The sequence below is a fragment of the Sabulibacter ruber genome (assembly GCF_017355955.1).
Taxonomy (GTDB): Bacteria; Bacteroidota; Bacteroidia; order Cytophagales; family Hymenobacteraceae; genus Nibribacter; species Nibribacter ruber_A.
Map to the genome: position 1 here is coordinate 238,072 of NZ_JAFFID010000005.1, position 24,764 is coordinate 262,835.

The following is a 24,764-nucleotide window of genomic DNA, read 5'->3' on the forward strand; positions in this document are numbered from 1 at the left end:
TATGAAAAAGGTAAATAAGTGGATGCTGGCTTCTTCTTTCTTTATGAGTAGCCTGGCAATGTTTTCTTGTTCTAAAGTAGACAAGGAAGCTTCCGCAGCCGAAAAAGTAAAAGTTCAGGAGTTCTTGCAGCAAGCTGCTTCCACAGATAACTTCCAGTTGATGGCCGGTATGATGGCCGGAGACCAAGGCAGGAAAGCAGATGTGGGCGCTCTGGGACAAAAGATATACCACGTTCACTCCAGAACAAACCCCGTTCTGGCCGAAATAGCCAAGAAAAAGGACATCCAGCTTCCGGCCGAGATGGGAACTGAGAAGAAGGCCATGGTAGACAGCTTGGAAGCTAAAAAAGGCGAGGATTTTGACCAGGCCTTTGCCGACGCAGAAATAGCCGCCCATAAAGAGGCTATCGCCCTGTATGAAAAAGCCGATAAGGAAGTGAATGACCAGGATGTACAGTCTTTCATTGACCAGGTGCTGCCGGTATTGAAAGAGCACCTGACCGAGGCGCAGGAATTGAAAACTGAGTTGAGCAGCCCTAAATAATTTATCTTTTTATATAAAAGTACAGCAAGGCCCTTCCAAACAGGTTTGGAAGGGCCTTGCTGTTTCTGCTATAGGGGTAAGCTTATTCTGCTAACCAAGCAAAAGTGACTCTCTAAAGGAAGAAGAGACTTCCTCAATCAACCGGTTTAGATAGGGCACACTGTACAACAGGCGGCTGCCGTACCAACTGAAAAGCTCTCCGTCCACTACTTTCACCAACGCCTGCGGGCAGATAGCCTGGAACTCAGCAATATGTTTTTCCTTGAAAGGGTAGGGCTCTGAGGAAAGTAAAATCAGCTTGGGGTTAGCTAACCGTAATTGTTCAGCAGTGACCTCGGGGTACCTTGAAAGGTGTCCCAGCACATTCTGAAAACCGCATCTAGAAAGCATATGGTCAATGAAGTTGTTGGAGCCCACGCCCATATAAGGTTTTCTCCAGATAAAGTAAGCAGTGGGTACAGGCGGCATGGCGGGCTGCAAAGAGGCAAACTGTTGCGCAAGCACTGAGACCAATTCTTTCGCCTTCTCCTGGGTACCGGTTAGTTGCCCAATGCCTTCCATCATGGCAAGGGAATCTTCCAGCGTGAAGATGTCGCTCATCCAGACCGGGTACTGCTGCGCTAGTTGCTCAATACCATCCTGGTAATTCTCTTCCTTGTTCCCGATGATCAGATCAGGTTGAAGTTGCTGAATTGCCTCAAAGTTGAAGTTCTTGGTGCCGCCTACTTTTGTTTTTCCGGTAGTCTGCTCTTTAGGGTGAATGCAGAATTTAGTCACGCCAACTATCCTGTCACCTAAACCGAGGTGAAAAAGTAACTCGGTTTGGGAAGGCACCAGAGACACAATCCGCTGGGGAAGACTAGGCAGCCAGATCTGCCGGTTCATTTGGTCAGTAAAAAGCAAATCTGATTTGAAAACTTAGGTTGTACTTTGGTTGAAACGGGGTATGTGGCTACAGGAAAAGCAATCCGTTTTTCGCTTGATTCTCAGAAATCAGCCTAAAGAAACGGTTGACTAAGAGCGTTCACCTGGCAGCCTCTGCGACTATTTTTTGCCGCCACTCCCAGTCCAGGATGGCGTAGATGTAAGAATCGCACCATTCGCCTTTGATGAAGATGTTCTCTTTGAAATGAGCCTCGCGGCGCATGCCCAGTTTTTCCATGATGCGGTAAGAACCGATGTTCCTGGGGTCGCAGTCGGCCCAGATGCGGTGGAGTTTCAGTTCCTCAAACCCGAATCTCATCAGGGCGGCGGCGGCTTCTGAAGTGTATCCTTTGTTCCAGTAGGTTTTGTTGAGAATGTACCAGAGAACTGCCTCCTCGGCGTCATAATCTACTTTCATGCCTACTCTGCCAATGAGCATGCTGGTGGTTTGCAGCACAATGGCCAGGTCAAATAAGGTGCGGGGAACATCTTTGGCTTCTTCCAGACACCTCTGGATGTACTCCCGGCTTTCTTTGCTGGTACGCACCTCGCTGGTCTGATAGCGCATGACCTCCTCGTTAGACTCATAGAGATGAGTAAAGTGCCAATCGTCTTCCTGGAACTCGCGCAGGAGCAGACGGGGGGTAAGCAGTTGCATGCATCTTGGCTTAGGTTCACTTAAAAGTAAACGGTAGAAGTATAAATACCTAGTGTTTCCTTGCAAGCAGGTAGGCCAGAAACAAAGACGCCTCAGCGGGAGCGTTCCCTGCTGAGGCGTTTCAATGTTCTGTTTTAAGCTTCTTTTCTGCTAAACAGGTCCAAAAAGGCTATTTCAGATAACGGAAATCATGGCCGCTTTCCAGCTGCGTCAGGAAGTGGTAGAAGAGCTGAATAATGCTTTCCACGTCGTCTCTGTGCACGGTTTCCACGGTTGTGTGCATGTATTTCAGCGGAAGGGAGATCAAGGCAGACGCAACCCCTTCAGAAGAGTAGGCAAAAGCATCGGTGTCAGTACCGGTAGCCCGGGTAGCAGCCGCGCGTTGGAACGGAATCTCGTTTTTCTGAGCTACGTCAATGAGCATGTTGAGCACGTTGTTCTGTACCGCCGGACCATAGGTAAGTACCGGACCTTTACCGCAGTGCAGGTCGCCGTTGGTTTTTTTCTCGTAGCCCTGTGATTGGGTGTCATGGGTTACGTCTGTGATGATGGCCAGGTCTGGCTTAATGCGGTGCGCAATCATCTCGGCACCACGCAGGCCAATCTCTTCCTGTACCGCATTCACAATGTATAGCCCGAAGGGTAGCTTCTTGTCGTTCTCTTTCAGCATGCGGGCCACCTCGGCGATCATGAAGCCCCCGATGCGGTTGTCCAATGCGCGGCCTACGTAGAACTTCTCGTTCATTACCCAGAACTCGTCATCAAAAGTAACTACGCACCCTACGTGGATGCCCATGTCTTCTACTTCCTGCTTGTTGGCCGCGCCGCAGTCCAGGAAAATGGTTTCAACGGTTGGGGCTTTGTCCTGGTCTGGTTTGCGCACGTGAATGGCAGGGTACCCAAACACCGCTTTCACCGGACCGTTTTTAGTATGGATGTTCACTCTCTTGGAAGGCGCAATCACGGCATCGGAACCGCCGTTGCGGCGCACGTAGATATAGCCTTCTGGGGTGATATAGTTTACAAACCAGGAAATCTCATCGGCGTGAGCCTCAATCACCACTTTATAGGTGGCCTCAGGGTTGATGACGCCCACCACGGTGCCGTAGGTATCCACGAAGTACTCGTCAATGTACGGTCTGATGTAGTCTAACCACAGTTTCTGGCCCGGTGACTCAAAGCCGGTTGGGGCGGCATTGTTGAGGTAGGTCTGCAAAAATTCAAAGCTTTCTTCTCTCATAGCTTTCTGTTTAGTCGGAGCAAAGCACTCTCCGGATGTTGTTTGTCAGTTGAAGTAGTTTTGGCTGGGGTGCTTTGAGGTCACCAACCAATAGGTAATTGAATATTGAATAAGAGATGTTAGACGGTAGATAACAGAAATTAGATTTTTCAATTTAATACCATGACCTAAAATCTATTATCTAAATACCAACGTCTTTATAGGGGAATATTTCCGTGCTTTTTCTTAGGTAATTGGTCTACTTTGTTTTCCAGCATCTTGAATGCTTTGATGAGCTTGGCCCGGGTCTGTGACGGGTAGATCACTTCATCTACGAAACCACGGTGCGCAGCGCGGTACGGCGTAGCAAATTTCTCCTGATACTCGGCAACTTTCTCGGCTAGTTTGGCCTCGGGGTCTTCGGACGCGGCAATCTCGCGTTTGAAGATGATCTCCGCGGCCCCTTTGGCACCCATTACGGCAATCTCGGCGGTTGGCCAGGCGTAATTCAGGTCGGCGCCAATGTGCTTGGAGTTCATCACGTCGTACGCCCCGCCGTAGGCCTTGCGGGTAATCACGGTAACACGGGGCACGGTAGCCTCGCAGAAAGCGTACAGCAGTTTAGCGCCGTTGGTGATAATACCGCGCCATTCCTGGTCAGTACCGGGCAAGAAACCGGGTACGTCTTCCAGGACCAGCAATGGAATATTGAAAGAGTCACAGAAGCGCACAAACCGGGCGGCTTTGGTGCTGGCGTTGATGTCCAGAACCCCGGCCAGAACCGCAGGCTGGTTTCCTACAATTCCTATGCTGCGGCCAGCCAAACGGGCAAACCCTACCACAATGTTTTCGCCGAAATTCTTGTGCACCTCCAGGAACGAACCTGCATCAATGATGCCTTCCACCACTTCCCGAATGTCATACGGCTGATTGGGGTTTTCCGGAACGATGGAGTTCAGCACTTCACGGGTTTCGTCGGCCTGAGGCTCATACGGCAGGGCAGGAGGGAGTTCCTCGCAGTTCTGCGGCATGTAGCTCAAAAGTTGCTTTATGTTCTGGATACACTCTACCTCGTTGGCGCAGGAGAAGTGCGTTACCCCACTTTTGGTGCTGTGGGTGCTGGCCCCGCCTAATTCTTCTGAGGTAACAGTCTCATGCGTTACGGTTTTTACCACGTTAGGGCCCGTCACAAACATGTAAGACGTGTTCTCCACCATCAAAATAAAGTCTGTGATAGCGGGAGAGTACACGGCACCACCGGCACAAGGCCCCATAATAGCCGATAGCTGCGGCACCACACCAGAGGCCAGGGTGTTTTTGTAGAAGATATCGGCGTAACCGCCCAGAGAAACCACCCCTTCCTGAATACGGGCTCCGCCGGAATCGTTCAGGCCAATCACGGGGGCGCCGTTTTTCATGGCCAGATCCATGATCTTGACAATTTTCTCGGCGTGGGTTTCAGAGAGGGAACCGCCAAAAACAGTAAAGTCCTGTGAGAAAACATACACCAGGCGGCCGTTCACGGTACCGTATCCGGTCACTACGCCATCGCCCAGGTAATATTCCTTGTCCAACCCAAAGTCTTTGGAGCGGTGCATCACAAACTTGCCAATCTCCTCAAAGGAACCTTCGTCCATGAGAAGGTCAATGCGCTCGCGGGCGGTAAGTTTTCCTTTTTTATGTTGGGCATCAATGCGCGCCTGGCCACCACCTAAAAGCGCTTCGGCATTTTTGCGGTCTAATATCTCAAATTTACTGTTCTGGGAGTTCTGGTCTGACATTGAAGCGGGTCGATGTTGGTACAAGAAATCAAATTTAGAAAAGTTTAGGGCAGTGTGAAATTTTTGTTAAGGATTTCTTGAGGTACAGGTGTGTCATGGCAAAATAATATTTCTTTGAAAGACTATGGTGTTAAACAAACGTTAGCTTTAAAAAAGCTAAGGCCATTTTGTATGTTTCAGGCTCCTTTTTGAAATTTCGGTCCAAAAACAAAGGCTACCTGCAGCTGGGAGAAAGTAATGTTTCACTGCGTATTGGGGTGAGGGAAAGGCGTACTTAGGCCATTTTAAGTATTTTTCCGCTCTGTGTGTGTTGGTTTCATCTGCTAGTTCTTTGATTATGAGCTGTTTTAGATACAACTTTGCTAAACTGGCCCAACTTGTTTTTAGGATAATTTTTTAAAAGTAACCAGAAAATAAAAAAGGCTGACAGAATGTCTGCCAGCCTTTCAATGTTGTCATTAAGTTTATTCTTTCGTCTTGTTATCTGTTGGAGAAGTTTCCTCCTCTGCAGAAGAAGCTGAATCCTCTGGAAGATCATCTGAAGTATCTCTGCTTACACCTTCGCTTTTGCGGTGAGTGAAAGTGAGCTCTTCTTTGCCATCTTCGTAGTCAATCACAATGGTATCACCGTGGCCTAGTTCGGCTTTCAGGATTTCCTCTGCAATTGGGTCTTCCATGTACTTAGTGATGGCACGGTTCAACGGACGGGCACCGTACTTAGAGTCATATCCTTTCTCAGCCACAAAGTCTTTGGCTTTGTTAGTGATCTCCACGGTGTAGCCCAGCGTCTTAATACGAGCCAACAGCTTGGCAAGAGAGATATCAATGATTTTGTGGATATCTTCTTTGGCAAGTGAGTTGAACACGATCACGTCATCCAAACGGTTCAGGAACTCAGGAGAGAACGTTTTCTTCAAGGCAGAAGCAATGGTGCCTTTCATGATGTCGTCCATGTTCTCCTGGCGGGTTTTGGTAGCGAAACCAACCCCAGCCCCGAAGTCCTGCAGGTCACGGGCCCCAATGTTGGAGGTCATGATGATGATGGTGTTTCTGAAGTCAACTTTACGGCCTAAACCATCGGTCAACACACCGTCATCCAGTACTTGCAAGAGCAGGTTGTACACGTCTGGGTGCGCTTTCTCAATCTCGTCCAGCAATACCACAGAGTATGGTTTGCGGCGGATTTTCTCCGTTAACTGACCACCTTCTTCGTAACCTACGTAGCCCGGAGGCGCTCCCACTAAGCGAGATACGCTGAATTTCTCCATGTACTCACTCATGTCAATACGTACCAGGGCGTCTTCCTTGTCAAAAAGGTAGGTAGCCAGCACTTTGGCAAGCTCGGTTTTACCAACCCCGGTAGGGCCTAAGAACACGAACGAACCGATCGGGCGTTTTGGATCTTTCAGACCAACGCGGGTCCGCTGGATGGCTTTCACCAACTGCTGGATCGCTTTGTCCTGGCCAATCACTTTGCCTTTCAGCTCTTCGCCCATCTTGAGCAGCTTCTGGCTCTCGTTCTGGGCCACGCGGCTTACCGGAATACCCGTCATCATGGCGATTACCTCGGCCACGTTCTCTTCTTTTACAGCGTAACGCTTTTTCTTGGTTTCTTCTTCCCAAGCTTTCTTGGCAGCGTCTAACTGATCAAGCAGTTTTTTCTCTTTATCACGTAGTTGAGCGGCCTCTTCGTATTTCTGGCTTTTCACTACGCGGTTTTTCTCATCCTTGATGTTCTCGATCTGCTGCTCGAGTTTCAGGATATCATCTGGCACCACAATGTTGTTGATGTGTACGCGGGCACCGGCCTCATCCAGAATGTCAATAGCCTTGTCTGGTAAGAAACGGTCGCTCATGTAGCGGTCGCTCAACTTCACACAGGCCTCAATGGCTTTGTCTGAGTAGGTTACATGGTGGTGATCCTGATACTTATCTTTGATGTTGTGCAGGATCTCAATGGTTTCCTCTGGCGTGGTTGGGTCTACCATCACAATCTGGAAACGACGGGCTAAGGCACCATCTTTCTCAATGTACTGACGGTATTCATCCAGGGTAGTCGCGCCAATGCATTGGATCTCACCGCGCGCCAAAGCAGGTTTGAACATGTTAGAGGCATCCAGAGAACCAGACGCTCCACCAGCACCCACAATAGTGTGCAGCTCGTCAATGAACAGGATCACGTCAGGAGATTTCTCCAGCTCGTTCATCACGGCTTTCATGCGCTCCTCAAACTGACCGCGGTATTTAGTACCTGCCACCAATGAGGCAAGGTCTAAGGTTACCACGCGCTTGCTGAACAGCACACGGGATACTTTCTTCTGAATGATGCGCAGGGCCAGACCTTCGGCAATCGCCGTTTTACCAACACCTGGTTCACCAATCAAGATTGGGTTATTCTTCTTGCGGCGGCTCAATACCTGGGCCACGCGCTCAATTTCTTTCTCACGACCAACAATAGGGTCAAGTTTGCCTTCCTCGGCTAACTTAGTCAGATCACGACCGAAGTTGTCCAGCACCGGGGTGCGGGATTTCTCAGTACCCTTTTTGGCAGCAGAGCCAGCGCCTCCTTTAGAAGAGGAGCCAAAGAGTTTATCGTTATCGTCGTTATCGTCTGTATCTGAGGAGGCGAGAGGGTTGTTAGCATGATAGTCTAACGAATCCCGGATAGCTTCATAGTTCACGTTGAATTTGGCTAAGGTTTGCGATGAAATATTATCCTCATCCCGCAAAATAGACAGCAACAGGTGCTCAGTACCTATGATGTCTGACTTGAAGATTTTTGCCTCCAAATACGTAATTTTCAGGACCTTCTCTGTCTGCTTGGTAAGCGGAATGCTACCAGTAATATTTGTATTAGGGCTGGCGGTATTCTTGGTGGCCTGCTCAAGTGCGTACTTAAGTTCCTCCATGGGTACCCCCAGTTTTTTAAGCAAGTTAATGGCAGTGCCTTCTCCTTCGCGAATCATACCCAGAAGCAAATGCTCGGTGCCGATGTAGTCGTGCCCCAAACGGATGGCTTCCTCGCGACTGAGAGAGATCACCTCTTTCACTCTATTTGAGAATTTGGCTTCCATGTAGTCTAGTCTAGTAATTTGTTGTTGTGCGTCTGCAACTAGTTGTTGCCTAGGCTTCTGCTATATTATTGTAAACAAGCTGAGTGGGGCAAATGTTCAACAGAAAGCCGCTGAGTTCTGTAGGTAAATAGATGCCTCTGGGCCAAGGTTAAACAACAAGTCCAGTATACTCAGGTTTGATGCAAATTGTTTGCCAAACACTTGCCGGTACGGCCTTAGGTGCAAAATGTCAGGCTCCTTCTTTGGGTGAAGTTTCCCGCGCCAATCCAACACCGGCTCCTCATAGGTTTTTACATACGTCTGAGTAGCGCTTATGGGTTTGCTTAGCTTCAGGAATTTAGCGAAAATTTTGAACAATTCCATATTGAGCTCAAAAAGCAGCCCGGGCCTGCGGTCATACACGTCTTTGAGGTAGTCTGCGTAGTACTCAAAGAAGGGGGCGCTGCCGTAGGCGCTCTGGATGGTACGCCAGTGAATGTCTGTCCACCGTTGCCCGTAATCTATCTCCAGCTCCGTGACCAGAGTCTTGCTGTTGCCCTTCACTACCGGGATGGAGAGGGGAACCACGCCCTGGGCCGTGAGAATGTGGCAGCGGTTACGGTAGCTCTGTTTCTGGTAATGTTCATGTGCCTCTACCAGCAGCTCTTCTGCTTCAAAGGCCTTCTGAAAATATAATATACAAGGGTTATACTGTATCTCGGTTAAAAGGTGCATGAAAAAGTGCTATTGAACGGCTGCAAGTAAAGAAGAATTTAAAGACTTGCAATTTCTGAAGAGCCTGACCAGTGGCCCAGTAATATAGAACAAGCAGCTGGGGCCAAATTGTTCCGCCTGGTTTACCTTAGGTCAGGCAAGTGTTGCTGGTTGCTTCTGACTTGGTAATCAAGGGATAGACGCTTGGATAGAGAACGATGACAAGGCTGTTTTGGTGCCTTTTAAGGGAAAACAGCCCGGAAACAGAAAGCAGGTATCCTGGAAGATACGGCCCAAATGAACTCGCGCCGAACTTTAAGCCCTTACTTTGGCCTTTTAGAAAAACGCTCGTAAGAGTGGTAAATGCAATTCTTAAACATCATGAGTACAAAGAATCTTTCTGATATACACGTTTCTGTGCTGGACCTGGTCCCTATTCTGGATGGCAAGACCGCCGCAGACTCCTTCAAAAGCACCGTAGATCTGGCCCAGCACGTGGAAAGACTGGGCTACCGCCGGTACTGGATGGCCGAGCACCACAACATGGCCGGTATTGCCAGTTCTGCCACGGTGGTATTGATTGGCCACATGGCGGGTGCCACCTCTAAAATTCGCGTTGGCTCCGGCGGGATCATGCTGCCCAACCACGCACCGCTGGTTGTGGCTGAGCAGTTCGGGACCTTAGGCACGCTGTACCCCGGCCGGATAGACCTGGGGCTGGGCCGCGCACCCGGCACTGACCAAATGACCGCCCAGGCCCTGCGCCGCGACCTGAGAGGCTCCGTAGACGATTTCCCGCAGAACGTGGTTGAGCTGAAAAGCTACCTGGGGCCCGTAGACCCAACTGCCAAGGTAAGAGCCGTGCCCGGCGAGGGAGTGTACATTCCCATCTGGATTCTGGGGTCCAGCACGTTTGGCGCCCAGTTGGCCGGAATCCTGGGGATGCCGTACGCCTTCGCCAGCCATTTTGCCCCATCGCACTTGCACGCTGCCCTGCAGGTGTACCGCGACAGTTTCCAGCCCATTGGTGAACTGAAAGAGCCGTATGCCATGGCCTGCGTGAACGTGATCGCCGCGGACACCGATGAAGAAGCCATTCATTTGTCAACCTCGCTGTACCAGTCATTCCTGAACGTGGTGCGGGGCACAGCCAAACCCATGCAGCCACCCGTGAAAAGCATGGACGGACTTTGGGATGCCTCTGAGCGCTACGCCGTGCAGCAAATGCTGCGCTACTCCTTCATTGGCGGACCTAAGACGATAGAGGAGGAGCTGAAAGCCTTTGTAGACCAAACCGGCGTGGACGAGATCATGGTAGGTTCCAACATCTATGACCACGCGGCCCGGTTGCGTTCTTACGAGATTGTTTCCCAGTTCTTCAAGAAGTCACTGTAACTCCGCTTAAAAGTATTCAAGAGAAGTCGCCCGGGATTGATGACATGCAATCCTGGGCGACTTCTCTGTTTTACTCCTGGCTGAAGCCAGGGAGTTGATTGCTGTCACAAAGAAAAGGAGCAGGGGAATTTCTAATTGCGTGTTACCTTTGTAGGCGCAGAGAATGGCTTGCCCGTTTTCGGCCTGTTTTCCTGAAAATGCATCATAAAGAATCAACCAACCCTTTTTCGCGTCCTGAGTTTACGCCCGGTCAACTGCCTTTGTGGTGGCTGCTGAAGGGGATCTCGTTGTTGCCCTTTCCGGTGCTGTATGCTTTTTCCACGTTTTTGTACGTAATCATGTACCACGTGGTGGGCTACCGGAAAAAGGTGGTGCGGCAGAACCTGGAGCGCTCTTTCCCGCATAAAAGTGCAGCGGAGCTAAAGAGGATTGAAAAACAGTTCTTCCTGAACTTAACTGATCTGATTGTAGAATGCCTGAAACTAGTTTCTCTTTCGCCTTCAGATTTGCGAAAGAGAGTGACCTCAACCGGAAGTGAGAAGGTAATTCAGACGCTTTCCAGCGGAAGTCCGGTCCTGATTTTAGGGGCGCATTTGGGCAATTGGGAATATATGTCTGCTGCCGGAAACAGCATTTTCTCCTTTCCTATTGATGGCGTGTACAAACCGCTGGCCAGTTCCTTTTTTGAGGAGTTCATGAAGTTTATGCGTGGCCGGTTCGGGATCAACCTGGTTCGCATGAAAGACACCTTGCGCCATATCCTTAGGCACAGAGGGGAGCAACGAATCCTGACCCTGCTATCAGACCAGGTTCCGCCCTACGGCGAAATCCAGTACTGGACCACTTTCCTGCATCAGGACACTCCCTTTTATGTGGGGGCTGAGAAACTGAGAACGTCCTTCAACTACCCTACTTTTTTCATTGGCATGCGCCACCTCAGGCGCGGGTATTACCAGATTGAGTTTCAGGAGTTGCTGCCTGCCCCATCAAAGGGAGTTCAGGAAGAGGGGCACCCGGTGACAGATGCCTTTGCCCGTAGACTGGAGGAATGGATAGAGCAATACCCGTCTGAATACCTGTGGTCGCACAAGCGCTGGAAGCACAAGCGGCCGCAGTCCGAGGCCGTGGCTAGTCCTGAGTCTTGAGTTCTGAGTCCAGAGTTAGGCGAAAATTCAATACCACATAAAAACAAAGCAGCCCTGGCAAGTACTTGCCAGGGCTGCTTTGTTTTTGAGCTCTTCTTGGAAAATCAGCCTAAAAACAACTTAGGCTTCTTCTTGACTCAAGACTCAGAACTCAAGACTCATGACTGACTTACAGGTAATCCTCAATAATGCCTGCGCCCTGGCGGAGGACCTCAAATTCATCGTTCTCGCAGTTCACTACCGTAGAAGCCACGTTGTTCCCGTAGCCGCCGTCAATGACTAAATCTACCAGGTTGCGGTATTTCTCATAGATCAATTCGGGATCTGTGGTGTACTCAATCACCTCGTCATCGTCATGGATGGAGGTAGAGATAATGGGGTTGCCCAGCTCCCGCACAATGGACAGGGCAATGTTGTTATCCGGGATCCGGATGCCCACGGTTTCCTTCCGCTTGCCGCCAATCTTGGGCACCTTGCTGCTGGCCTCTAGTACAAACGTGAACGGTCCTGGCAGCGCTTTCTTCATCACTTTGTAGGTCTGGGTAGAAATCTTGGCGTAGTCTGAGATGTGGGTAAGATCGTGGCAGATAAAGGAAAGGTGCACCTTGGCCGGGTTAAAGCCCCTGATCTGGCAAAGGCGCTCCACCGCGCGGGCGTTGTGCAGATCACAGCCTAAACCGTAAATGGTGTCTGTGGGGTAAATCACCAGACCGCCTTTTCTAATGATCTCCACCGCTTGCGCAATGCCTTTGGGTTGGGGGTTATCAGGATGAATCCGTAGCAAGTTCGCTTGTGCCATGTTGTAATGAGTGAATGAGAGAGTGATTGAATGAGTGAATTGAAATGGAGAATGCCTCAATGCCCTTGGGTTGCATTGCAGCTGCGTGGCTTCCTGGAAAATTTCTGTGCCATGCCTTTCCATACGCTCAAACCAAAATTTGCGTTTTCAGGTTGAATTTCCAAAAACCAGAGAAAAACAGAACAACTGAGGAGTACGCGTCTTTCAGGTGAGATTTCTGCCTGGCGGGTTTCCACCAGGGGATTGTCTGCAAACACTCCTGCGCGCGATTATTCCTCCAAAAACATTCACTCCTTCTCTCAATCACTCAATCACTCATTAATTTGTACCTTTGCGTACTATGTCAGAGCAAAACATACCTGTAACGCCCGGCTCCAGAAGGTCGGCGCGCAAACCTCGTAAAACCAGTAAGTGGACGTATGTCCTGGTGGTGTTCATGTTCCTTTTCGTGTGCTTCTCCTACTACGCCTACCAGATTGTATACACGGCCAACGTAGAGAGCAAAGGAGAGCCCGTGTACGTGCTCATTCCCAGAGGGGCAACCTATGAGCAGGCCATGGATTCCATTGACGCCAAAAAGGTGATCATTGACCGGCTGTCTTTCCGGTTCATGGCCAAGCTCATGGATTATCCTGAATTGGTGAAACCCGGCCGCTATGAACTGAAAGACGGCATGACCAACTACAAACTCATCGCCAAACTGCGCTCCGGCGACCAGGACCCCGTAAAGCTCACCTACACCAACGTGCGCCTGAAAAAGGACCTGGCCCAGAAGCTGAGCACGTTCATTGATTCCTCGCCCGCCGAGATTGACTCTCTGCTCAACAGCCCGTCTTTCACCAAAAAACTGGGCTTTGACACCACCACTATCCTGACCATGTTCATCCCGAACACCTACGAAATCTACTGGACCACTTCGGCCCCGGACATGATGGACCGGATGAAAAAGGAATACGACAATTTCTGGACAAAGGAGCGTGAAGCCAAAGCCAAAGACCTGGGCTTGAGCAAAGTGGAAGTATCTGTTCTGGCCTCTATTGTACAGGCCGAGCAGTCTGTGCACGCCGATGAGCGGCCGCGCATTGCCGGGGTGTACCTGAACCGGTTAGAGCGCAACATGCCCCTGGAGGCCGACCCTACCGTAGTGTATGCCGTAGGCGATTTCAGCATCCGCCGGGTGTTGAACGTGCACCTGCGCACGCCATCGCCTTACAACACGTACCTGAACAAAGGCTTGCCTCCCGGGCCCATCAACCTGCCGTCTATTTCCTCTATCAACGCGGTGCTGAACCCTGAGGAACACGAGTACCTGTATTTCTGCGCCAAAGAAGACTTCTCGGGCTATCATGCTTTTGCCACCACCATGGCCGAGCACAGGCAAAATGCCCAGCGTTTCCACGCGGCCATGAACCAGCGCAACATCATGCGGTAATATCTTCCGTTTCGGGGCTGATTTCTGTAAATCAGCCCCGAAATGCCCATCCGCTTACGCTTGTAAAAACCACTGTATATGGGAAAAGCCTACTCCATGGTGCTTCTTTTCTTTTGCGTCTTGATGACAGCCTGCGGGCAGTCTGAACCCAAGGCGCCTGTGCCAGTTCCGTATGATTCGCTGCGGGCGGAATTAGAGAAAATACATGATACAGACCAAACCGTAAGGCAGGGGTTTGACCAGGTGAAGGAAGAGGACCGGAATGCTTTTTTCAGGAAGATGCAGCGGGTAGACTCCGTGAATCAGATTGCGGTAATAAAGATGTTGGAGAAGTATGGCTGGTTGCCCCAAAGCAAGATAGGAGGGAAGGCCGCCGATGGTTTGTTTCTGGTGGTGCAGCATTCTCCGGCCCCGGTCATCAGAAAGTACCTGCCTTCTTTGAAAAACATGGCCCAGAAAGGGGAAGCCAGTGCCACCGATGCCGCCATGATGGAAGACCGGTTACTGATGTTTGAGGGCGAGAAACAGATCTACGGCACTCAGGCCACCTCTATGGGCCGGGAAGACGGAAAGATGTACATCTGGCCGATAAAGGAAAGTGAGCACGTGAATGAGCGCCGCAAGGCCGTCGGGTTCAGAGTCACCGTAGAAGAATACGCTAAACTCATGAACGCCATCTACAACCCAGAAGAGGCACTGCCAGAGAAAAAGCAGGTGTTTCACTAATCCCACAAAACCTAGTCAAGGAAAGACATCGCTTCTCTTTCCAGGTAAAATCACTCCCTTATCCGTTTAGGAGGCGTTTCCTTAAAAATAGGCGCTAAACGGAAAGTACCTAAAGAAGAAAAACTGTGTTTGAATCTAACGTGCAGATACGCGTACGCTACGCTGAGACTGACCAAATGGGCTACGTGTACTACGGAAATTATGGGGCGTACTATGAAGTGGCCCGCACCGAGGCCTTCCGCCAACTAGGCATCAGCTACAAAGTGATGGAAGCCGAGGGCGTGATGATGCCGGTGCTGGAGATGCGCTGCAAGTACATCAGGCCCGCCCGCTATGATGACCTGCTCACCGTGAAGCTGTTCCTGAAAACCAAACCGCACGGCGCCCGCATCAAGTTTGAGTACGAGGTGTACAACGAGGAGCAAACCCTTCTGAACGTGGGGGAGACCATCATGGTGTTTGTGGATATGAAATCTGGCAGGCCTACGGCCATTCCGCAGTACATCCATGAGAAGTTAGACGTTTACTATACGGCATGAACATTTACGAACGCCTGGCCGATCAACGGTGGTACCGGAGACTCATTGTCTTCCTGAAGCGGTTGCGCTTTGGGGAAGGGAATGTGTCTGTGTACCATGTGCTCAAGGTGATGATTGATGAGCTGAAGATGGACTCGCTCACCAAGCGTTCTTCGTACATGGCCTTCAACTTTACGCTGGCCATTTTCCCCTCCATCATCTTCCTGTTCACGCTCATTCCCTACATTCCGGTGGGCCACCTGGACCAGGACATCCTCATGCTCCTGAGCGACATGATGCCGCCCGAGATCTACACCGCCGCCGCTGATACCATCAAAGACATTGTAAACAAACCCCGGGGCGGGTTGCTGTCTTTCGGTTTTCTCTTCGCGCTGGTGCTGTCTACCAACGGAATCATGAGCCTCATGGATGCCTTTGACAAAAAGTACAAGACTTTCAGAAAGCGGACGTACCTGCGCAAACGAGTCATTGCCACCCTGCTTACCATTGCCCTGGCCTTGATCCTGTTTCTGGCCATTGGGGCCATATTCTTCGGGACGTATATTCTGGATGCGCTGGTGTTCTATGAAGTTGTCACCGAGTCTTTCACCTACGGGCTTATTGTCTCGGTGAAGTACGTGGCCGTGGCCTTGCTGTTCTTCCTGGCTACGTCTATGATCTATTACTACGTGCCGGCGGTGCATGACAAATGGCCTTTTGTAAGCGCGGGCTCTGTGGTGGCCACCGTGCTGATCTTTCTTGTTTCCTGGCTGTTTTCCATCTATTTGGGCAAATTCGATTCCTACAACAAGTTCTATGGTTCCATTGGCGCCCTCATTGGTTTGATGGTCTGGCTGGACTTTGTGTGTATGATCCTCATTGTAGGGTTTGAGGTAAACATCAGCATTGATGCCCTCACCAAGCGGTTAGAGAAGGGGAAAGGAGAGTTGGCCCCTAGAAAAACTCGGAAAATCTGAAAAAAAATTTTAGCTGTTTCTTCTTGAGAATCATTCGTTTCTGCCTTTGAAAGGCTTAGGCGATAGCGTTTCTGAAGAAAATATAGATAAAAAATAAGCGCTCCCTCTTGACAGGTACAGGTTCAGCCATTACTTTTGTATCACATTTAGAGAGATGGCAGAGTGGTCGATTGCGGCGGTCTTGAAAACCGTTGACCTTTGCGGGTCCGGGGGTTCGAATCCCTCTCTCTCTGCGAGTAAATAGAAAAAGCCCTGTAGGTGAAAACTTACAGGGCTTTTTGTTTTAGTTCAGACATATATCGGAAACTTTTAGATGTGTATTTGAATCTAGTCTCTCATTTTAGATATCAAAAGAACTCATGGCTGGCCCGTTTTATATCTATGGACAAAGTAGTAGATCTTGCTTGACGGCGTTGGTGTCCGACTACTTGCTTAACCAAAGCCATAATTTAAAATGCCTGTAAGAAGATTCTTGCAGGCATTTTTCTTTTAGTACCTGGTTCTTTAGACTTTCAATAATGCAGAGAGTGCAAGAAGTGCAACTCAGTGAAAGTGTTGTTTGCAGGTTCATTCCCCGGGAATCGTTAGCAGCCACCCTCTTTATTTAATTAGGTTCAGGTCCACCAACTCATCCAATAAAAGTTGTGACACTTCTGTAAGGTGCTTCAATTCTAACATTTGCTAGACTTGAGGCGAAAGCAAAAGTCGTAAACTCCCTAAACAAGGAGTTTAAGCAATAGTTGAAATAGGGGTTATTTTGAAACAAAAATCCAGGGTACGGAATGCATTCACAAAGATGAATATAGTACTTTCGGTGGTCCGGTACCGTTTACCCAGCTTTCAATGGTAGGATCAGGGAATCGATGACTCCGGACTAAGGACCAACTGCCGGAGCCCCCTTGATGTTGGGGGTAGCGGCGGCACCGAAGACCAAACTATCCGATACCTAATCAAACAGCAGGGCATGTACGGAACCATAAGGTATTCCTGATTCGGGCCGAAGCCCCAATATCCGGATGTGCCCCATATACACTGCAGTCTCCACCAATGCCAAAAAGATGAAAAACCCGATTCTGATTGTTCTTCTCATTCTAGTCTGCCTTAAGGCCGCGATTGCCCAAAACAGCTTAACCGAGACCGAAAAACTTGCGGCGACAGCAAAGGTTTGGGGCTTCCTGAAATACTACCATCCGACTGTGGCTGCCGGAAAATACAACTGGGATGAGGAACTGTTCAGGGTTTTGCCAAAAGTCAAGGAGATATCCACCAGGGAAGGACTCTCCCGGGTCTATATGGATTGGCTGGACGGTCTGGGGAAAGTAAAAGAATGCAAGGGTTGCAGCCAAAACAGCAATCATGACTATTTCGACGACAACTTCGATCTAAGCTGGCTGGATGACGGTAAGGTTTTCACGGCCGGACTCTCCGAAAGGCTTAGGTTCATTGAGCGGAACAGGCACCAGGGGAAGAAGTTCTATGTGTCCTCGGCCAATGTAGCCAGGAATGTCATTGTCACCAATGAAATCACCTATAGGGGTTCAGATTGGAGCGATGCCAGGCTGAGATTACTCTCCTTGTTCCGGTACTGGAATATCGTCGAATACTTCTTCCCCTATAAATACCAGGCCGACACGGATTGGGATGTGGTTCTGGACAGGATGATCCCCGAATTCCTGTACGCCAAAAACGAATCCGATTACCATATGGCGATGCTCGGGTTGATCGTCAGCGTGGATGATAGCCATGCCGGGTTTTCCACTGACCGGACAAGGGCCCACTTCGGGCTCTATTGGATACCGGCGAACTTCCATCTGATAGACGGGAAAGCGGTTATCACGGGCTTCTACGATGAGGCCCTGGCGAAAAAAGACGACCTGCGGATCGGGGATGCCATCACCAAAGTCAACGGCCGAGACGTCGGAACCATCTTCAGGGAAAACGAGAAATACATAAACGGCTCGAATATCCCGAAGAAGATGTCCAACGCGTATTATACCATCTTCAACGGGCCTTCTGATTCGGTAAGGGTTGAATACACCAGGGGCGGCGTAACATCCTCCAAAACCATAAAGAGGTATCTGGCAGGTGAGCTTAAGCCGGGAAAGCAGGAGAGCGAGAAATTCAAGATACTTGACGGCAATATCGGCTATGTCAACATGGGTGCACTGGAAACCAAGGACGTGGCTGAGGCGATGGGGGCACTGAACAACACGAAAGCCATCATCTTCGACATCAGGAACTACCCGAAGCAGACCCTATACGCCGTGGCGGATTACATCAGCTCGAAAAGCAATGACTTCTATAGGGTCACCTATCCCGACCTGGACTATCCCGGGAGGTTTATCTGGAAAAGCGGCCGCCAGAGCGGGCAGAGCGGTGAGCTTAGATACAAGGGCGAAGTTGTCCTGCTGGCAAACGAGAGGACCCAGAGCCATGCTGAGTTCACGGTGATGTGTTTGCAGACGGGCGACAACGTGACGACGATAGGCAGTCAGACCTCAGGGGCCGACGGAAATGTTAGCACCATCGAGATGGTGGGCGGGTACAAAACAGTGATAAGCGGCATCGGCATCTTCTACCCCGACAGGACAGAAACGCAGAGGAAAGGGGTGAGAATCGACCTCGAGGCCAGCCCTACCATCCAGGGGATCATAGACGGGAGGGACGAGGTACTGGAGAGGGCCATCGAGTTTGTGAACAGAAAATAGGGATGCTTCTGCCTGTTGGCTCATAATGGCTGTTGTACTATATAGGGGCCTTCAGACTACCAGAATAATCAAGGGAGTATTTATATCAGTGGCTTGTATGTGATGGGTGGGCGATGGAAACGCTTTGGGTCAGACTGGGTCGGCCGGGTTTTGGCAGGCCTGGTTCTTTAGACCTTTCAATTGTGCAGGAAGTGCAAGAAGTGCAACCTCCCATGGAATTATCCTTTGCAGGTTCATTCCCCGGCAGAGGTGAGAGGTTCCTTCCTTTGGTAAGCTTCAAACCATGACAAAGGTCTTATCTTATTTGAAATGCAGCATCTCCTTTCTTTGAAAAATAAATAGGGTGCTTTTCAGTTATATCGTGGTAGCATCAATGACGTAGCGATAGCGAGCTTCTTTGTTTACCACCTTTTCTCAGGCCTCGTTTATTTCCCCGGCTTTGATGCCAATCCTGATCTGCGGGCCTAACTGATTCGGGGATTGCGCAACTCCTGCAACAGTCCTTCGATGTTTTGATTATTCACCATAGGGAATATAGTCTTCCCAAAGCCAAGGCGTATAGATATCGCCGATTCCTATTTCCAGGACCTTTTTGAAAATGCTCTCCGCATTGTCACTGTTTGACATAAGCAGAATCCCCATCCCTTTCTCCGGGAAAATGATGGAGTAGTGCTGAAAGCCCTCTCCGTGCCCCTCCTTGAAAGCGGCTTTCCCGTAAGGTGTTTCGTTCAGCAGCCCCCAGCCAAGCCCGTAGCTTAGCCCCACAGTATCATTCTCGCCGGTTGTTTTAAGTGCTCCCGGGCCAAACTGCTTTTTTGATCGGATCCGGATGTTAGGGGTAAACATCAACCTGGTTATCGGGGATCTTGAGCGTGACAGTTCAAGGATTCGCCGCATGAAGTTGGAATAATCCACAACCGTCGTGCTCATTGAGCCTGCAGCTGCTGCCTCATCCGCGATATCTATTTTGAAAACCTTCTGGTCTTTTGCATGGCCATTACAGGTCCTATCCTTGAATCTTTCCTGCCACAGATAGCTGGTCATTTCCATCCCTATTGGATCGAAGACATACTCCCTGGCCAATTGCTCCAACCCTTTTCCGGTTATCTTCTGGAGGACATACTGCAGTAATTGCATCCCTTCCCCGGAGTAACTGAAGGAGGTACCCGGATCAAAGTAAAATTGGAGCTTGCCCTCCGGCTGAAACTCCCCGGTTCTGCTTATCCATCTCCAGTTCGGGAAACCTGTGGTGTGCGCCAGGCACATCCTGGCCGTTATTTTCCTGTAGCGCCCATCACCGGTTAGCTCTTTAAAGCCCCTCCATTCCTTCTCGAATTCCAATTCCGGGATGGGGACATCCAGATAGTCCTGCAGGGGTCTGTCGAGGTCGATTATTCCTTCCTGGGCCAGCTGCGCCACAAGATACCCGAAGACCGACTTGCTCAAGGAGGCCCCGTAAAACACATGGTCTATGGTAAGGTAGTCCTTGGCATCATAGTTCGAATAGCCGAATGCCTTCTGGTAGACGACAGCGTGCTGGTTGAATATAGTCAGCGTGAAACCTGTCACCTTAGCCTTCTCCACAAGAGCCTGGACCTGTTTGTCAAGTTTGGAGTGGTGTATCCGGGAACCATCCAGACGATGGATTCGCCTTTTCTTCCTCGGGGTTTCCGCCCCCCTGTCAGTCGCCGGAGCGAACGTCAACATTCCCTTTCGTATCTGGATATCACCGCCTTGCCCAAGCAAGGAATTGATGCAGAGAAGTGAGATTGCCAGGAGAGCCAGGGGTGTTTTTAACATGCCGATTCCTATTTGCTGTTTGAGGGAGTATGATGCCTGGGCTATGCTTAGGAAGAAGGCAGGCTAGCGACTCATCTCGTACTTAAAGTGACAGTTGCTTAAATTCCTAAAAATTTATATCAATTCCTTCCTAAATGGTTTTATTATGGTGTCCTGGATCTGCATTAGATGGACCCTTCCGCCATGTCTCCTCCTTTTTCTGATCAGGAACAACCCGGAGGTAGGGAACGGATTCCCGGTGAAGTTCCGCTGGGCGATGGCCAGGTTGTTCTCTGTATCCACAAGCAGGAACTGCCCTCCGTACCCGTCTGCCCGGATAGGGCCGATGCCCCTGCCCAGCCGGCAGGGCCACACAGGCGGATAAGGCAAGAGACACATGGAGGAGTCTGAGCTTGACAGCCTTGCTTCTCATTTTCTAACCATTTCAGCATAAGAGGCGTGAAAACGGTGTTTCCCGCTCTCATCATAGGTTTAGGGCGTAGATATTCCCGAGCATGGGGCAGAAGGCCTTCCCGGGAAGGGGGAATCGGGAAGCTGTTACTCCACCTTGGCGGCCCACTGCTCCATGCCGCCGCCCTTGATGTGGAATCCGTGTACCTTTCCGTCCTTATCCCTGGAGAAGACCTGGTCCACCCAACGGGCCTCGTGCATGAAGCTGTCAGTCGGGGAGGTGAAGAAAATCTCCCACTCCGTTCCCGCGTGGCTGTCTTTCAGATACAGCACCCCTTCCCTCATCGTGACCGTGACATAGTCATCGGGGCCGCCCTTGAACTGGTATTTCCCCACGTATCTCTTGAGCTCCCCCTCCGGAAGTTCAACGACCGTCTTGAGGGCGTACGGCGCGAAATCCTTCCAGCCATACACCGTAGCCACGCTGTTGACCACTTCCTGCGCGAACCTGGTGTTATCAGAGTTGACAAGTATGACTACCCCTTTGCCGCCCTCCACCGATCCGTAATACTGGCTGCTGAAACCCTCGTTGAGTCCGCTGTGCTGGAAATACCGGTTGCCGCCCCTTTTCTCCAGGAAGACCCCTAACCCACTGGTGGAGTCAGGCGTGGTGGGTGACACCATCAGCCTAGCCATTTCTTTTGAAAGGACTTTGTTTGATTCCCCTTTCAGCGCGAGCTGCACCCCGAGCACGAAGCGGGCGATGTCTCCGGCCGTGGCCCAGAGGCCCGCCCCGCAGGCCTTCTCGGGGTACACGTGGAATCTGCCGCCTATGTCTTTACCGTCGGCACGGTACCCGGTGGCAAGCCGTCCCTGGAATCTGCCCGAAGGGATTTCCTCGTAGGTGCTGCTGCGCATACCCAAAGGCCTGAACACCTCCCTTTCCATATAGTCCCGGTAGGGCAGGCCGCTGAGGTCCTCCACCATGAGCTCGCTGATCTCATATCCGCCGCCCGAGTACTGGAACCTTATGCCCGGCGCGAATTCTGATCTCACAGCCGGAGAGTTGGCCGGTTGCTCCCCATCCAGCACCTGCAGGAGGGAGGGCAGCCGCGCCCCAACCTTGTAGCCATCGAACCCGTGGACAGTTAGCCCGGCGGTATGGCCCAGCAGGTGGGCCAGGGTGATGGGCGTGCCGCGGGAAAGGGTGTCGTAGGGGAACTTCCAGGAACGCAGGTAGGCGTTTATGTCCTCCCCAAGGCTTACTTTCCCCCGTTCAACCAACCGAAGGCACCCCATGGCGTGCAGCGATTTCCCGATGGAGGCGGCCTGGAACAGGGTGGCGGGGGTGGCCGGCCGTCTCTCGGCCGTGTCCGCCCATCCGTAGGCCTTCACCCACTCAACCTTAAAGTCATCTATAACGGCTATGCTCATCCCTTTGACTTTGTGGTAAGCCATCCTTTCCCCTAGGGCCCAGTTGGGCTGGTCTTTGATCTGGACCCAATTGAATAGGTTCTGCTCCACCAGCTTTATCTTCCGCTCGATTTCGGGGGAATAGCCGGCTCTCTGACGGCCCGCAGCGGACAGGCAGAGGGAGAGACATAGGGCCAGGGCCAAAGGGAGCCTGGCAAACACTTCATTCTTTTTTAGTTTAGGCATATCTTAAGGATTGCGAACGTGAGGTGATCCGATGGGCTAAGCTAGGCGCATCTGGTGGATTCGGGTATATAGAAAACCTTTAGAAAACCTTTAGAAATCCTTTAGAAGCTTTTCAGGGTCCTTAACATCAACCTTTTTGCCCCATTTAATATGACAGACGGGAGTTTTACCATCAATAACAGGTTCCGGGTTATCCCTTCGCTTAACCTGGTGCTGGATACGGAAAGCGGCCAGGAGAGAAGGCTGGAGCCGAGGCTGATGCAGTTGCTCTGCATTCTTTCGGCAAACGAGGGGAAGCTCGTGACCAGGGAGGAGTTGGCGAAGGAGATTTGGCAGGGGTACGGCGGGGCAGACGAGGGTCTGAACCAGGCCGTCTCCTTTCTGAGGAAGGCCCTGCATGACTCCGGGCGGGTGCTGATTGAGACGGTGCCTAAGAAAGGATACATCCTTCACGGCTCCATTGCCCAGGCAGGTGACCTTCCCGAGGAGACGGAGGCTGCCTACGGGAAGGGAAAATACCGTAGGTGGGTGATGATAGCCTGTGCTGTGGTCCTGGTCATCGCGGTGGCCCTTCTCTCCAAAAGCATGCCCCCCGGGTTCACCGCCGCCGCCCCTGACGGGAAAACACCCCCCCAAGAGCCTGCCTTATCCGTAGAGACCGCGTTCCCTGATCTTTCCGCCTCGGGGAAGGAAACCTATCTGAATACCATTGAAACCATCGGGTCGGACGGGACCAGGTACCGCCTCTTCATGGAGGGGGATAGGAGGCCGGAGTTCTACGTCAATGACTCGCTGGCCCAAGACACGGCTTTGGAGAGATACTCCCTCCTTATCTCCAGTCTTAAGAGGCAACTATGGGAAAGAAGGGAGAAGCCTGGCCACTGAAGTTTGATCCCAGAAAACTGGCCATCGCGTAAACCCCTGAGGCGAAAAGGAGGTACTTTTTAGAAAACGGTGCAAAACGGAGGCACCTTTTTACATCAACTTCAACCTAAGACACCACCATGAATCATATAGCATTAGTAGTGGGTTCCAGCGGGATTGTGGGCAGCAATCTGGCCCAGGAGTTCATTTCACAGGGATGGACCACCTACGGGCTGGCCCGCAACCCCAAAACCGATGTACCCGGCCTGCAACCCGTGGCCGCTGATCTGCAAAGCCCCGAGAGCCTGCAGACCGCCCTGGCAGATATTGCGCCTACGCACGTGTTTTTCACCAGCTGGATGCGCCAGGAAACCGAGGCCGAGAACATCAGGGTGAACAGCGCCATGGTCCGGAACCTGCTGGATGTGTTGTCGCCGAAGAAATCGGTGCAGCACGTGGCGCTGGTGACCGGCCTGAAGCACTACCTGGGGCCGTTTGAGGCCTACGCCACCGAAGGGTTCCTGCCCGAGACGCCGCTGCGCGAGGAGCATCCGCGCCTGGACATGGAGAACTTCTACTATGCCCAGGAAGACGAGGTATACGCCGCCGCCGAGCGCGATGGCTTTACCTGGAGCATCCACCGGCCGCACACCATCATCGGCAAGGCCGTGGGCAACCTTATGAACATGGGCACCACCCTGGCCCTCTACGCTACCATTTGCAAAGAAACCGGTCGGCCGTTCCACTGGCCAGGTTCCTCCGCGCAATGGAACGGCCTCTCTGACGTGACCGATGCCCGTGTGCTGGCCAAGCACCTGGTGTGGGCCGCCACCACTGAGGCCGCCCGCAACGAGGCCTTCAACGTGGTCAACGGCGAGTACTTCCGCTGGAACAAGTTATGGTACCAGTTGGCCCAATGGTTCGGCGTGAAGGCCGTGGGCTATGACGGCACCATCCATCCGCTGGAAGCCGAATTAGCCAATGATGGTCCGCTCTGGCAGCAGATCGCAGAGAAATACAACCTGGCAGAACCCAACCTGGACCGCCTGGCCTCGGCCTGGCACACCGACCTGGACCTGGGCCGCCCCATCGAGGTCATGACCGATATGTCTAAAAGCCGCCAACTGGGTTTCCACGTCTACCAAAAAACCGACGAATCTTTCTTTAACCTGTTTGAGCAGTTGCGAAAAGACCGGTTGATACCGTAGAAGTATTTGGCCTTGGACCTGCTAAAAGAAAGAAGTATTTACGAAGATTTACCTCTTGATAAAAACAAAGGAGGAGCAGCTACAGGGTTGCTCCTCCTTTGTTTTTAGTACGTTTTAGAAAAAAGAAGCCGAAAATAGAAAGGGCTCATATAATGTTTGTAGGATATAGTATATTCGGCAGCGCGGTTCCGTTTATCTAACTACCGTTGGATGGATAAACGGAAGTTTGCCTCTGTCCAAGGTGTCAATA

Annotated in this window: 20 protein-coding genes and 1 tRNA gene; 11 read left to right on the top strand and 10 right to left on the bottom strand. The window is 51.2% G+C overall.

Annotation, left to right across the window (positions count from 1 at the left end; all coding sequences use genetic code 11):
• The first annotated feature begins 1 nt into the window (after window position 1).
• Window positions 2-544, top strand: coding sequence for a DUF4142 domain-containing protein (locus JT719_RS21065; protein ID WP_207435732.1), 543 nt, complete (start codon window positions 2-4; stop codon window positions 542-544).
• Between the two features lie 90 nt (window positions 545-634).
• Here JT719_RS21065 and JT719_RS21070 read toward each other — a convergent pair whose 3' ends face one another.
• The 6 genes from JT719_RS21070 to JT719_RS21095 all read right to left on the bottom strand — a co-directional run bounded on the left by JT719_RS21070 (window position 635) and on the right by JT719_RS21095 (window position 8,914).
• On the bottom strand, window positions 635-1,429 hold the full coding sequence (locus JT719_RS21070; protein ID WP_207435733.1) for an ABC transporter substrate-binding protein: 795 nt from the start codon (window positions 1,427-1,429) through the stop codon (window positions 635-637).
• Window positions 1,430-1,568: 139 nt separating this feature from the next.
• Entirely contained in the window at window positions 1,569-2,126 is a 558-nt protein-coding gene (locus JT719_RS21075; RefSeq protein ID WP_207435734.1) for a GNAT family N-acetyltransferase, read from the bottom strand.
• A gap of 169 nt (window positions 2,127-2,295) precedes the next feature.
• The gene (locus tag JT719_RS21080) at window positions 2,296-3,366 is read right to left on the bottom strand and encodes a M42 family metallopeptidase (RefSeq protein ID WP_207435735.1); all 1,071 of its coding nucleotides are present in this window, start codon (window positions 3,364-3,366) and stop codon (window positions 2,296-2,298) included.
• A 197-nt stretch (window positions 3,367-3,563) separates the two neighbouring features.
• Window positions 3,564-5,126: an acyl-CoA carboxylase subunit beta gene (locus JT719_RS21085; protein ID WP_207435736.1), complete on the bottom strand. Its 1,563-nt coding sequence runs from the start codon at window positions 5,124-5,126 to the stop codon at window positions 3,564-3,566.
• Between the two features lie 464 nt (window positions 5,127-5,590).
• Complete coding sequence (locus JT719_RS21090) at window positions 5,591-8,200, bottom strand: ATP-dependent Clp protease ATP-binding subunit (protein WP_207435737.1); 2,610 nt, start codon at window positions 8,198-8,200, stop codon at window positions 5,591-5,593.
• 96 nt (window positions 8,201-8,296) lie between these two features.
• Window positions 8,297-8,914 (bottom strand): WbqC family protein, encoded by a 618-nt coding sequence (locus JT719_RS21095; protein WP_207435738.1) that lies wholly within the window; start codon window positions 8,912-8,914, stop codon window positions 8,297-8,299.
• A 360-nt stretch (window positions 8,915-9,274) separates the two neighbouring features.
• Here JT719_RS21095 and JT719_RS21100 point away from each other — a divergent pair, with 360 nt between their 5' ends.
• Together JT719_RS21100 and JT719_RS21105 are read left to right on the top strand one after the other, a co-directional pair.
• Window positions 9,275-10,288, top strand: a complete 1,014-nt coding sequence (locus tag JT719_RS21100; protein ID WP_207435739.1) for an LLM class flavin-dependent oxidoreductase — start codon at window positions 9,275-9,277, stop codon at window positions 10,286-10,288.
• Window positions 10,289-10,485: 197 nt separating this feature from the next.
• Window positions 10,486-11,433 carry a lysophospholipid acyltransferase family protein gene (locus JT719_RS21105; RefSeq protein ID WP_242693392.1) on the top strand — a complete coding sequence of 316 codons (948 nt, stop codon included), beginning with the start codon at window positions 10,486-10,488 and terminating at the stop codon, window positions 11,431-11,433.
• Between the two features lie 169 nt (window positions 11,434-11,602).
• On the opposite strand, the gene JT719_RS21110 is transcribed toward JT719_RS21105, so the two are convergent.
• Window positions 11,603-12,232: an L-threonylcarbamoyladenylate synthase gene (locus tag JT719_RS21110; RefSeq protein ID WP_207435740.1), complete on the bottom strand. Its 630-nt coding sequence runs from the start codon at window positions 12,230-12,232 to the stop codon at window positions 11,603-11,605.
• Between the two features lie 340 nt (window positions 12,233-12,572).
• On the opposite strand from JT719_RS21110, the gene mltG reads away from it, so the two are divergent.
• From mltG to JT719_RS21140, 6 genes are all read left to right on the top strand, one after another.
• On the top strand, window positions 12,573-13,664 hold the full coding sequence (gene mltG, locus JT719_RS21115) for an endolytic transglycosylase MltG (RefSeq protein ID WP_207435741.1): 1,092 nt from the start codon (window positions 12,573-12,575) through the stop codon (window positions 13,662-13,664).
• A 78-nt stretch (window positions 13,665-13,742) separates the two neighbouring features.
• Window positions 13,743-14,390: a DUF6624 domain-containing protein gene (locus JT719_RS21120; protein WP_207435742.1), complete on the top strand. Its 648-nt coding sequence runs from the start codon at window positions 13,743-13,745 to the stop codon at window positions 14,388-14,390.
• Between the two features lie 125 nt (window positions 14,391-14,515).
• Window positions 14,516-14,929, top strand: coding sequence for a YbgC/FadM family acyl-CoA thioesterase (locus tag JT719_RS21125; RefSeq protein ID WP_207435743.1), 414 nt, complete (start codon window positions 14,516-14,518; stop codon window positions 14,927-14,929).
• Complete coding sequence (locus JT719_RS21130) at window positions 14,926-15,885, top strand: YihY/virulence factor BrkB family protein (RefSeq protein ID WP_207435744.1); 960 nt, start codon at window positions 14,926-14,928, stop codon at window positions 15,883-15,885. Before JT719_RS21125 ends, JT719_RS21130 begins: the two co-directional genes overlap by 4 nt.
• 148 nt (window positions 15,886-16,033) lie before the next feature.
• A tRNA-Ser gene (locus JT719_RS21135) sits at window positions 16,034-16,118 on the top strand.
• Between the two features lie 825 nt (window positions 16,119-16,943).
• Window positions 16,944-18,593: a S41 family peptidase gene (locus JT719_RS21140; protein ID WP_207435745.1), complete on the top strand. Its 1,650-nt coding sequence runs from the start codon at window positions 16,944-16,946 to the stop codon at window positions 18,591-18,593.
• 516 nt (window positions 18,594-19,109) lie between these two features.
• Here JT719_RS21140 and JT719_RS21145 read toward each other — a convergent pair.
• The 3 genes from JT719_RS21145 to JT719_RS21155 all read right to left on the bottom strand — a co-directional run bounded on the left by JT719_RS21145 (window position 19,110) and on the right by JT719_RS21155 (window position 22,442).
• On the bottom strand, window positions 19,110-20,393 hold the full coding sequence (locus JT719_RS21145; RefSeq protein WP_242693393.1) for a serine hydrolase domain-containing protein: 1,284 nt from the start codon (window positions 20,391-20,393) through the stop codon (window positions 19,110-19,112).
• A gap of 114 nt (window positions 20,394-20,507) precedes the next feature.
• Window positions 20,508-20,747: a hypothetical protein gene (locus JT719_RS21150; RefSeq protein WP_207435746.1), complete on the bottom strand. Its 240-nt coding sequence runs from the start codon at window positions 20,745-20,747 to the stop codon at window positions 20,508-20,510.
• Window positions 20,748-20,930: 183 nt separating this feature from the next.
• The gene (locus tag JT719_RS21155) at window positions 20,931-22,442 is read right to left on the bottom strand and encodes a serine hydrolase (protein ID WP_207435747.1); all 1,512 of its coding nucleotides are present in this window, start codon (window positions 22,440-22,442) and stop codon (window positions 20,931-20,933) included.
• Between the two features lie 150 nt (window positions 22,443-22,592).
• Between JT719_RS21155 and JT719_RS21160 the strand changes: the two genes are divergently transcribed.
• Both JT719_RS21160 and JT719_RS21165 read left to right on the top strand, forming a co-directional pair.
• Window positions 22,593-23,327 carry a winged helix-turn-helix domain-containing protein gene (locus tag JT719_RS21160; RefSeq protein WP_207435748.1) on the top strand — a complete coding sequence of 245 codons (735 nt, stop codon included), beginning with the start codon at window positions 22,593-22,595 and terminating at the stop codon, window positions 23,325-23,327.
• Between the two features lie 119 nt (window positions 23,328-23,446).
• Window positions 23,447-24,514 carry an SDR family oxidoreductase gene (locus tag JT719_RS21165; RefSeq protein WP_207435749.1) on the top strand — a complete coding sequence of 356 codons (1,068 nt, stop codon included), beginning with the start codon at window positions 23,447-23,449 and terminating at the stop codon, window positions 24,512-24,514.
• The last annotated feature ends 250 nt before the right edge of the window (window positions 24,515-24,764 follow it).

What these genes read in the sequence shown, in the direction of transcription:
- JT719_RS21065 (WP_207435732.1), top strand. Translation starts at nt 2, where the DNA reads ATGAAAAAGGTAAATAAGTGGATGCTGGCTTCTTCTTTCTTTATGAGT.
- JT719_RS21070 (WP_207435733.1), bottom strand. Translation starts at nt 1,429, where the DNA reads ATGAACCGGCAGATCTGGCTGCCTAGTCTTCCCCAGCGGATTGTGTCT.
- JT719_RS21075 (WP_207435734.1), bottom strand. Translation starts at nt 2,126, where the DNA reads ATGCAACTGCTTACCCCCCGTCTGCTCCTGCGCGAGTTCCAGGAAGAC.
- JT719_RS21080 (WP_207435735.1), bottom strand. Translation starts at nt 3,366, where the DNA reads ATGAGAGAAGAAAGCTTTGAATTTTTGCAGACCTACCTCAACAATGCC.
- JT719_RS21085 (WP_207435736.1), bottom strand. Translation starts at nt 5,126, where the DNA reads ATGTCAGACCAGAACTCCCAGAACAGTAAATTTGAGATATTAGACCGC.
- JT719_RS21090 (WP_207435737.1), bottom strand. Translation starts at nt 8,200, where the DNA reads ATGGAAGCCAAATTCTCAAATAGAGTGAAAGAGGTGATCTCTCTCAGT.
- JT719_RS21095 (WP_207435738.1), bottom strand. Translation starts at nt 8,914, where the DNA reads ATGCACCTTTTAACCGAGATACAGTATAACCCTTGTATATTATATTTT.
- JT719_RS21100 (WP_207435739.1), top strand. Translation starts at nt 9,275, where the DNA reads ATGAGTACAAAGAATCTTTCTGATATACACGTTTCTGTGCTGGACCTG.
- JT719_RS21105 (WP_242693392.1), top strand. Translation starts at nt 10,486, where the DNA reads ATGCATCATAAAGAATCAACCAACCCTTTTTCGCGTCCTGAGTTTACG.
- JT719_RS21110 (WP_207435740.1), bottom strand. Translation starts at nt 12,232, where the DNA reads ATGGCACAAGCGAACTTGCTACGGATTCATCCTGATAACCCCCAACCC.
- mltG (WP_207435741.1), top strand. Translation starts at nt 12,573, where the DNA reads ATGTCAGAGCAAAACATACCTGTAACGCCCGGCTCCAGAAGGTCGGCG.
- JT719_RS21120 (WP_207435742.1), top strand. Translation starts at nt 13,743, where the DNA reads ATGGGAAAAGCCTACTCCATGGTGCTTCTTTTCTTTTGCGTCTTGATG.
- JT719_RS21130 (WP_207435744.1), top strand. Translation starts at nt 14,926, where the DNA reads ATGAACATTTACGAACGCCTGGCCGATCAACGGTGGTACCGGAGACTC.
- JT719_RS21140 (WP_207435745.1), top strand. Translation starts at nt 16,944, where the DNA reads ATGAAAAACCCGATTCTGATTGTTCTTCTCATTCTAGTCTGCCTTAAG.
- JT719_RS21145 (WP_242693393.1), bottom strand. Translation starts at nt 20,393, where the DNA reads ATGTTAAAAACACCCCTGGCTCTCCTGGCAATCTCACTTCTCTGCATC.
- JT719_RS21155 (WP_207435747.1), bottom strand. Translation starts at nt 22,442, where the DNA reads ATGCCTAAACTAAAAAAGAATGAAGTGTTTGCCAGGCTCCCTTTGGCC.
- JT719_RS21160 (WP_207435748.1), top strand. Translation starts at nt 22,593, where the DNA reads ATGACAGACGGGAGTTTTACCATCAATAACAGGTTCCGGGTTATCCCT.
- JT719_RS21165 (WP_207435749.1), top strand. Translation starts at nt 23,447, where the DNA reads ATGAATCATATAGCATTAGTAGTGGGTTCCAGCGGGATTGTGGGCAGC.